The 7,987-nt window shown below is 34.3% G+C and carries 7 protein-coding genes and 3 tRNA genes; 7 read left to right on the top strand and 3 right to left on the bottom strand.

Translation table 11 applies throughout. The annotated features are described in order from the left end of the window. Window positions 1-23: 23 nt before the first annotated feature. From ACYSNX_RS10180 to ACYSNX_RS10190, 3 genes are all read right to left on the bottom strand, one after another. A tRNA-Phe gene (locus ACYSNX_RS10180) sits at window positions 24-96 on the bottom strand. A gap of 27 nt (window positions 97-123) precedes the next feature. Then, window positions 124-196 (bottom strand) — tRNA-Phe (locus ACYSNX_RS10185). A gap of 32 nt (window positions 197-228) precedes the next feature. Beyond that, a tRNA-Phe gene (locus tag ACYSNX_RS10190) sits at window positions 229-301 on the bottom strand. 129 nt (window positions 302-430) lie between these two features. Between ACYSNX_RS10190 and ACYSNX_RS10195 the strand changes: the two genes are divergently transcribed. The 7 genes from ACYSNX_RS10195 to ACYSNX_RS10225 all read left to right on the top strand — a co-directional run bounded on the left by ACYSNX_RS10195 (window position 431) and on the right by ACYSNX_RS10225 (window position 7,795). Then, window positions 431-1,186: a type III pantothenate kinase gene (locus ACYSNX_RS10195; RefSeq protein WP_461754575.1), complete on the top strand. Its 756-nt coding sequence runs from the start codon at window positions 431-433 to the stop codon at window positions 1,184-1,186. Beyond that, on the top strand, window positions 1,158-2,426 hold the full coding sequence (locus ACYSNX_RS10200; RefSeq protein WP_461754576.1) for a hypothetical protein: 1,269 nt from the start codon (window positions 1,158-1,160) through the stop codon (window positions 2,424-2,426). The genes ACYSNX_RS10195 and ACYSNX_RS10200 overlap by 29 nt, the downstream gene beginning before the upstream one ends. 14 nt (window positions 2,427-2,440) lie before the next feature. Continuing rightward, entirely contained in the window at window positions 2,441-3,001 is a 561-nt protein-coding gene (gene lptC, locus ACYSNX_RS10205) for an LPS export ABC transporter periplasmic protein LptC (protein WP_461754577.1), read from the top strand. Window position 3,002: 1 nt separating this feature from the next. Beyond that, window positions 3,003-3,197 carry a hypothetical protein gene (locus ACYSNX_RS10210; RefSeq protein WP_461754578.1) on the top strand — a complete coding sequence of 65 codons (195 nt, stop codon included), beginning with the start codon at window positions 3,003-3,005 and terminating at the stop codon, window positions 3,195-3,197. Window positions 3,198-3,443: 246 nt separating this feature from the next. Beyond that, window positions 3,444-5,546: a peptidylprolyl isomerase gene (locus ACYSNX_RS10215; RefSeq protein ID WP_461754579.1), complete on the top strand. Its 2,103-nt coding sequence runs from the start codon at window positions 3,444-3,446 to the stop codon at window positions 5,544-5,546. Between the two features lie 116 nt (window positions 5,547-5,662). Next, window positions 5,663-6,535: an ACP S-malonyltransferase gene (fabD, locus tag ACYSNX_RS10220; RefSeq protein ID WP_461754580.1), complete on the top strand. Its 873-nt coding sequence runs from the start codon at window positions 5,663-5,665 to the stop codon at window positions 6,533-6,535. A gap of 72 nt (window positions 6,536-6,607) precedes the next feature. Continuing rightward, window positions 6,608-7,795, top strand: coding sequence for a multidrug effflux MFS transporter (locus ACYSNX_RS10225; protein WP_461754581.1), 1,188 nt, complete (start codon window positions 6,608-6,610; stop codon window positions 7,793-7,795). Window positions 7,796-7,987: the final 192 nt, after the last annotated feature.

Genomic DNA, 7,987 nt, shown 5'->3' on the forward strand with positions numbered 1-7,987 from the left:
AAACATCGGGGATTTTCAACAAGTGGTGCCTCCAGGAATCGAACCAGGGACACAAGGATTTTCAGTCCTTTGCTCTACCAACTGAGCTAAGGCACCTGTTGTGCTTATAACGTGGAAATTTTGTGGTGCCTCCAGGAATCGAACCAGGGACACAAGGATTTTCAGTCCTTTGCTCTACCAACTGAGCTAAGGCACCAGTATTTCTACTTGATTTGTAAAAGTTTTTTGTGGTGCCTCCAGGAATCGAACCAGGGACACAAGGATTTTCAGTCCTTTGCTCTACCAACTGAGCTAAGGCACCATTTAGCCTTTTACAAACAGAGAAACTTGTTCTCTTAAGCGGTTGCAAATATAGAATAGATTTTTATACTTGCAAAACTTTTTCTTAAAAAAATCATTTACTATCTTTGAATCCACAAAGAAAATATCCATGATTTTAGCAGTAGACATAGGTAATACAGCCACCAAAGTAGCTCAATTTGAAAACAATAGCCTTGTGGAAAAAATACAATTTCCCACTGGAGAATTTACTGAAAAATTTTTATCTTTTTTTTCTAAATTCGATCCGATGACTCCAGTTGTGTTAACAAGTGTGGCACAAAATAAAAATGAAATAGTACTTTGGTTAGAAAAAAATGTACATTTGACTACAATCACCCATAAAAGTGAGATGCCATTTACAAATAAATATGCAACCCCCACTACTTTAGGAATAGATAGAATGGTTTTAGCTGCGGGAGCTACTCTTAGATACCAAAACACAAATCGTTTAGTAATCGATGCGGGCACTTGTATAACCTATGATTTTATTGATCAGGATAACAATTATTTAGGCGGGGCTATATCCCCTGGGCTACAAATGCGCTATAATGCTTTAAATCACTACACCGCAAAGCTACCTTTGTTGGATCCTATGGATACTTCCTTCTATATTGGACAAGATACCAGCCAAAGTATACATGCTGGAATTGTAAATGCAATTACCTATGAAATAGAGGGTTTTATTGCGCAATATGAAAAGTCATATCCTAATTTAACAATTATTTTAACAGGTGGTGATACACTTTTTTTGGCAAAAAGATTAAAAAATGTAATATTTGCTAATTCAAACTTTTTATTAGAGAGTTTGAATGCTTTATATCAATCCATAATTGAAAATGATAAAAAAAATTCTCGTAAGTCTTAGCTTAGTTTTTGCTACAGCTGCAATAGCACAGCAAGGAACAGCTACTCCGTATTCATTTTACGGTTTAGGTAATGTTAATTACAACGGTACCAATGAATACAAAGCAATGGGAGGCACTAGTGTTTATGCGGATAGTATCCATGTAAATTTAAAAAACCCAGCGTCTTTTGCCAAATTAAAGTATACGACTTTATCCCTTGGGGCAACGGCTCATTATTATCGTTTCAAATCCGATCAAAGTAAAGATGAAGCAAAAAGACAATCCTTTGATTATTTTACTTTAGGTTTCCCAATAGCAGAAAAGGCTGGTGTAGTTTTTGGTATTCTTCCCTACTCTAATGTAGGTTATAAAATCATTGGACAAGAAACTACCAATCCTCTAGGTCAAACCACTGCAAATAGCTTTACTGGAGATGGTGGAGTGAACCGTGCATTTATTGGAGCAGGTGTAGAGCTTACCTCTAACTTGAGTGTAGGTTTTGATGCTGGTTACCATTTTGGAAAAACAGACAATAAAACCTTTACTTGGATGAAGGATATAGGAGATGGTACTCCATTAGCTACACAAACTCTAGAGCATAAAAACTTAGATTATAAAGGTTTCTCTTATACAGTTTCTGCTCAATATGAAGCAAAAATAAACCAATATGATTTTCAATCTAATATCACTTATGCTCCACAAACTAAGTGGGATGTGACCAATACTACTAAAATAGGAATATATGATGTTTACGCTCCTTCGTACCCGACAAAAGAAGAAGTGCTTGTAGATGAAACGGCCACTTTTATAAACCCACAGAACCTAGCAATTGGAGCTGGTTTTGGTAAAAAATTCAAATGGTTTGTATCTGGTCAGTTCACCTATGTTGAAAACAGCAAATTAGCCAATGCATGGAATACCACATCTATCGCAGGTTATGAGGATACTAGAAGATATTCTGTAGGAGGTTTTTATATTCCAAAATATAACTCTTTCACAAGTTACATGGATAGAATTGTCTATAGAGCAGGTTTTCGTTATGAAAACACAGGTCTAGTATTAAAAGAACAATCTATAAAGGATTATGCTTTATCGATTGGTTTTGGTCTTCCTGTAAGAGGCCTTACTAATATTAATATTGGCTTTGAATACGGACAAAGGGGAACAACATCTAAAGATTTACTTAGAGAAAATTACTTTAATATGACTGTAGGGTTCTCTTTAAACGACATTTGGTTCAAACGTAGAAAGTTTGAGTAATCCCTATCTTTAAGATGAAAAAAGATATTAAAAGCTTTATTGGCTATTTTTCTGTGATTGCCTTAGCGGTTCTAGGGGCCTCTTGTGATAATAACTTAAAGCAAATACAACAATTTAATCAAACTAGCTTCTTTCCAGTTGGAGAGGCTCAAGACATACATTTACAATACGTAGATTCTGGCCGAGTAAAGGCTATTCTGGTGGGAAAGCAAATGTTAGATTATTCCAATGTTTCTAATCCGTTTACAGAATTTCCTGAGGGAGTACACGTTACTTTTTTTGACAAACAAAACAATAAAAGCACCGTAGTAGCCAATTATGCCATTTCTTATTCCACTACAGAACTTATTGATTTAAGAGGAGATGTAGTAATTACAACTCATGAGGGTAAAAAATTAGAAGCCGACCAATTGTATTATGATCAAAAAAACAATTGGCTTTATACCCTTGGAAAATACAAAGCTTCTACCGATGCAGAGAATTTCACCCAAGGTATAGGTCTAGACTTTAATAGTAATTTAGATATCGTCAGAGCACAAAACAGCTATGCGGAAAGTATAAAAAAACAAAATTAAAATGAAAGCACTACGAATTATACCCTACTTCTATTTATTCATAGCTTTATTATTTATCTATGATGCTGTTACAAAAATCCAAGCGGGCCAAAAGGACTTTTGGATTAGTTTAGTTGTAGCTGCTGTTGCAATCTTTATGTTCTTTTTCAGACGTAAATTTGCAAAAAAAATGGACGATAGAAACAATAAAAAATAATAAAAATAAAATACCACTCTTTAAGGTGGTATTTTTTTTATCTTACCACTTTTTAACAAAAAAATATCCCAAACAACTAACATTATTTTATTAACCTATTAGATGAAAATACTTTTTTAAGGCTTTAGGTAACTTTCTAAAGCTAAAACTTGACAAATAGCCTAAAATATTACCATTAGGTCTTTTATTATTAATAAGATAATTGTATTTTCGCTCACTGAAAAAAATTACACATAACAAAAAAGCATGGCAGTTTTATCAAAAATTAGACAAAGGTCCGCACTGTTAATTGCAGTAATCGGAGTTGCTTTATTAGCATTCGTCATAGAAGGAGTACTTAGTAGTACAGGAAATGGGGCATCGAGAAACATCGGGCATGTTAATGGACAAGACATTAATACGATGGAGTTCAACTATAAGGTTGAACAAGCCAAAAACAACAACCAGTGGACAAATTCTCAAGCTGTTGTTGCAGTTTGGAATAACGATGTAAACGAGATTTTACTAGCTACAGAAATAGAAAAATTAGGTTTAAAAATTGGTCCAGATCAATTAATAAACGTAATCAAAAATGATCCATCTATTGCAGGGGATCCAAACTTCCAAGATGAGGCAGGTAACTTCTCTATGGATAAATTCAATTCTTTCGTCTTAATGATGAAACAACAAGGTCCAGAACAATGGAATGCTTGGTTAAACTTTGAAGCTCAATTAGAGAAAATTGGACTTCAACAAATGTATTTCTCTTTAATTGAAGGAGGAATTTACACAACAGATTTAGACGCTAAAACGGCTTACTTATTAGAAAATGATAAAGTAAACTTCAATTATGTAACTGTTCCTTATTCTTCTGTTAACGACCAAGAAGCTAGTGTAAGCGATCAAGAAATTACTTCTTACATGAAGCAACACAGCAACAGATTCCATTCTGAGCCAACAAGAGTAATTGAATATGCTTATATTCAAAGCTTACCTTCACAAGAAGATAAAGAAGCAGTAAAAGAGGCTCTAGTACAATTGTTAGAACCTACAATTGCTTATAATGTAGATACTAAAACAAACGATACTATTGCTGGATTTAGAAATACAAAAGATGTAGCTCTTTTTGTTAACACTAACTCTGATCAAAAATTCGATACTTTATACTACTCGAAAAGCCAACTTCCACAAGGTTTCCAAGATCAATTATTTAACTTAAATATTGGAGAGGTTTACGGCCCTTACGAAATTGGAAACAATTTATTTATCACTAAAATGGTAGATAAACAAGTAGGTAATCAAGTAGATGCTGCACATATTTTAATCTCTTACCAAGGTGCTCCTTCTTCTATGTCATCTTTGACAAAAGAACAAGCTAAAGAGAAAGCAGACAAATTATTACAACAAATCCAAAAAGACCCATCTTCATTTGCTGGTTTAGCAGCTTTAGAATCAGATGATCCAGGTTCTAAACAAAATGGTGGTCTTTACCAAGGTATATCAAAAGGAATGATGGTTCCTGAATTTGACACTTACATCTTCTCTAATCCAATTGGAAAAGTTGGTTTAATCGAAACTACTTTTGGTTACCACATTGTGAAAGTAACAGACAAAGTGAATACGGTTCAATTAGCTAACTTAATTAGAGAAATCGAAGTTTCAGATGCTACAGCTGACCAAATCTATGCGCAAGCAACTAATTTAGAGCAATCAGCTGCAGATAGCACAGACTTTATCGCTTTAGCACAAGAGCAAGCTTTTACAACACAAAGCAATGTTATTATCTACCCTTTCCAAGATCAATTACCTGGAGTTGGAGAGCAATCTAACATAGTATCATGGGCATTTAATTCTGCAACTAAGCAAAATGCAATCAAACGTTTCGATACTGCTTTAGGTCACATCATTGTAAAAGTAACTACTGTAGATAACTCAGGATTACTTCCAATGGTAGAGGCTAGAAAAATAGTTGAGCCAATTTTAATGAACCAGAAAAAAGCGCAAATCATTAGAAAAACAATGACTGGTGCTACCTTGGATCAGGTTGCAAGTAGTAGTAATGCTTCTGTACAATCAGCAAGTAACCTTACTTTAAAAGCTCCACTTATTCCATCTATTGGATATGAAGCTACTGTAGTTGGAGTTGCTTTTGCTACTGAATTAAACGGATTCTCTGGATTAATTGATGGGCAAAACGGAGTTTATATGATACAAACAACTCAAGTGAACAAAGCTCCTGAGTTAAACAATTACAATGCATATAGAACAAGAATTGAAGGTACAGATCAAAATAACGCACAAATGCGTATTATGAAAGTATTAAAAGATAATGCTAAAATAGAAGATTACAGATTAGACATCTATCAATAATCTACTTTTCAATAATTTTATAAAGCCACCTTTTTAATAAAAGGTGGCTTTTATTTTACAATAGCTTTACTAAATAAAATATCTTATTTTTGTCTCACAAAATTAAACCTATACATATGAAAGCATATATTTTTCCTGGACAAGGAGCACAATTTACCGGAATGGGTAAAGATTTATATGAATCTAATGAAAAAGCAAAGCAAATGTTTGACAAAGCCAATGAAATATTAGGCTTTAGAATCACCGATATTATGTTTGAAGGTAGCGCAGAGGAGCTAAAGCAAACCAAAGTTACTCAGCCTGCAGTATTTTTACACTCTGTAATCTTGGCTGCTACTTTAGAAGATTTTAAACCACAGATGGTAGCTGGTCACTCTTTAGGGGAATTCTCCGCTCTTGTTGCAAATGGTACTTTAACTTTTGAAGATGCTTTACAATTAGTATCTAAAAGAGCTTTAGCTATGCAAAAAGCATGTGAAGTAACTCCTTCAACAATGGCTGCTGTATTAGGTCTAGAGGATAGTATTGTAGAAGAAGTTTGTAATGGTATAGATGGCGTTGTGGTTGCAGCAAACTACAACTGCCCAGGACAACTTGTAATCTCAGGAGAAACCTCAGCAGTAGAAAAAGCATGTGAAGCTTTAAAACAAGCTGGTGCAAAAAGAGCTTTACTGCTTCCTGTAGGGGGTGGTTTCCACTCTCCAATGATGCAACCTGCAAAAGAGGAATTAGAAAAAGCAATTCAAGCTACAACTTTCCATACTCCCATTTGTCCTGTTTACCAAAACGTAACTGCACAAGGAGTAACTGATCCTCAACAAATCAAAGAAAACTTAATTATTCAACTAACAGCTCCAGTAAAATGGACGCAGTGTGTAGAGCAAATGATTAAAGAAGGTGCTAGCTCATTTACAGAAGTTGGACCAGGTAAAGTTTTAGTTGGACTAGTTAAGAAAATTGACAAAGAAGCCCAAACTCACTCGGCTTAATTAAAAGTAAACCTATACAAAAACATAATCCTTGATAATTCTATCAAGGATTTTATATTTAAAAAAAACTCATTGGAAAAAATATCTTATTCGGAATGGATACTTGTCCTTACTTTAGTAAGTTTAACAGCCCTTGGTCCAATTGCTATTGACATGTATCTTCCCGCGTTCCCAAAAATTGCGGTAGATCTAAACACCTCATTAAGCAAAGTACAAATATCCCTATCTACCTTTTTAGCAGGATTGGCCATTGGTCAGTTATTCTGGGGGCCGATATCGGACAAATATGGAAGTAAAGCACCCATTGTACTTTCTTTAAGCATTTTCATTATTTCATCCCTAGCTTGTTTATGGGTAAAAAGTATTGAAATGATGTGGTTATATCGCTTTTTACAGGCCTTTGGTAGTAGTGGAGGAGTTGTAATTGCAAGAGCTATCGTTAATAAGAGATTTGATAAGGAACAAACCTTGAAGATCTTTAGTATTCTTGCAGTTGTTGGTGGAATTGCTCCTATCTTAGCTCCTATCGTAGGTAATGTTTTAATAGGATTTTTCCCCTGGAGAGTAGTGTTTTTAGCTATGGCATTTTTTGCATTAATAGGAATAGGGATGACTTTAATTAATTTAAAAGATCACAAAACCCAACTAGGTTCTACCTTAGATTTTAAAAAAATCATAGCCTCTTACCTTAGCTTATTTAAAAGCAGAACCTTTATTACTTATACTTCTATAGGTAGTATTGCTTTTTGCTGTTTAATGCTTTACATAAGTAATGCCCCAGTTTTGGTAATGGAACATGGAAAGCTATCTTCAACTATTTTTACTATTGTATTTATGGTTAACTCCGTTTCACTTATGTGTGGATCATTTTTAACCTCGAGTATCTTACGTAAAAAATTAGCTCCAACAACCATTTTAACCCTTGCAACTTCTATTCAAATTATAGCAGCCTTTATGCTTTGGTTATTCATTAGCTTGGATGTGTGGATTTATTTACAATTAATACCATTACCTTTATTTATCCTTCCTTTAGGAATGATTTTCCCAACTGCGACTACTCTAGCCTTAGCACCTTTTAAGGAGCAAAGTGGTACTGCATCAGCTTTATTTGGTGCATTACAATTGGCTTTTACTTTTTTCACAAGTGTAGTATTAAATAGTTTGAACGATGGTTACATGCCACTTGTAGCCTTGACACTACTTTGTTGTGCTATATGTAGTTTTTCTATCAACTATTTTACAAAAAACAAAGCAAACTAAAGATAATGCAATCTATAATAGAATAGGAGGCTGAAGATTATTTCTTCAGCCGACCTTTCACACCACCCGGCATACGGTTCCGTACCAAGGCGGTTCTTAACTTTACGATACTTTTAAGTAGATGTCATTTAGAGATGGATAACCTGCTCGTCTTAGTACTTGCTTATTTAATGTAGTATGGAGGACAAAACT

The organism is Myroides sp. LJL115, assembly GCF_054871665.1.

Bases quoted from the DNA above. Each gene is read 5' to 3' on its own strand.
- ACYSNX_RS10210 (WP_461754578.1), top strand. From the start codon at position 3,003: ATGAAAGCACTACGAATTATACCCTACTTCTATTTATTCATAGCTTTA.
- ACYSNX_RS10215 (WP_461754579.1), top strand. From the start codon at position 3,444: ATGGCAGTTTTATCAAAAATTAGACAAAGGTCCGCACTGTTAATTGCA.
- ACYSNX_RS10200 (WP_461754576.1), top strand. From the start codon at position 1,158: ATGATAAAAAAAATTCTCGTAAGTCTTAGCTTAGTTTTTGCTACAGCT.
- lptC (WP_461754577.1), top strand. From the start codon at position 2,441: ATGAAAAAAGATATTAAAAGCTTTATTGGCTATTTTTCTGTGATTGCC.
- fabD (WP_461754580.1), top strand. From the start codon at position 5,663: ATGAAAGCATATATTTTTCCTGGACAAGGAGCACAATTTACCGGAATG.
- ACYSNX_RS10195 (WP_461754575.1), top strand. From the start codon at position 431: ATGATTTTAGCAGTAGACATAGGTAATACAGCCACCAAAGTAGCTCAA.